Genomic DNA, 600 nt, shown 5'->3' on the forward strand with positions numbered 1-600 from the left:
GCGGTTCTGATGACGGTTGGGGTATTTATTACCGGTGTGGCTTCACATATTGTGGCAGCAGACTTGGTCTTTCTCTTACCTATGGAGTCGAAATTTACGGACTGGTTCCGGTCAGCCTTGAACCACTCCTTACTACTGCCGAGTGCTGTGATTATCCTGATGATTGCTGCTTCTTACCCACTGCTGATGACTATGGTGGGCTATTCGATTTTTGAATTGATTGTCTTGGCCATAATTTTGATTTGCTTTAAGACCGCCCACTTAAATACTATTTTGGAAAGCTGGCGTTATACCAGCGACCAGGTGATTAAAATTCACAAGGCAATCTTGTATCTAGCGGTTTTTATCACGCTATTATTAGCTTCCTTTGTGACACCATATCTCTGTTTAGGCGTTGCACTGCTGTATTTAATCGCCATTCATTTTGCCGGGATTCGTCCTTTTTCAGATGGGAAAAAGGGTTGGCACTGGGATAAGATTGTCGCAGTGGAACAAGACCGTCAGCAACAAATAAAACGCGGACTGGCCTTGTTTGTAAATATGCCACAAGATGCCGTTTCAAGTAAACGACGCAAGTATTTGGACGGCTTTATTAAAGGA

The 600-nt window shown here is 43.5% G+C and carries 1 protein-coding gene; it reads left to right on the forward strand.

Going from position 1 to position 600, the window contains the following annotated elements; all coding sequences use genetic code 11:
* The coding region (locus ACRCJ0_RS18480; RefSeq protein ID WP_431391633.1) for an ABC transporter permease at positions 1-600 on the forward strand (600 nt) is incomplete at both ends.

The organism is Aerococcus sp. L_32 (assembly GCF_050689315.1).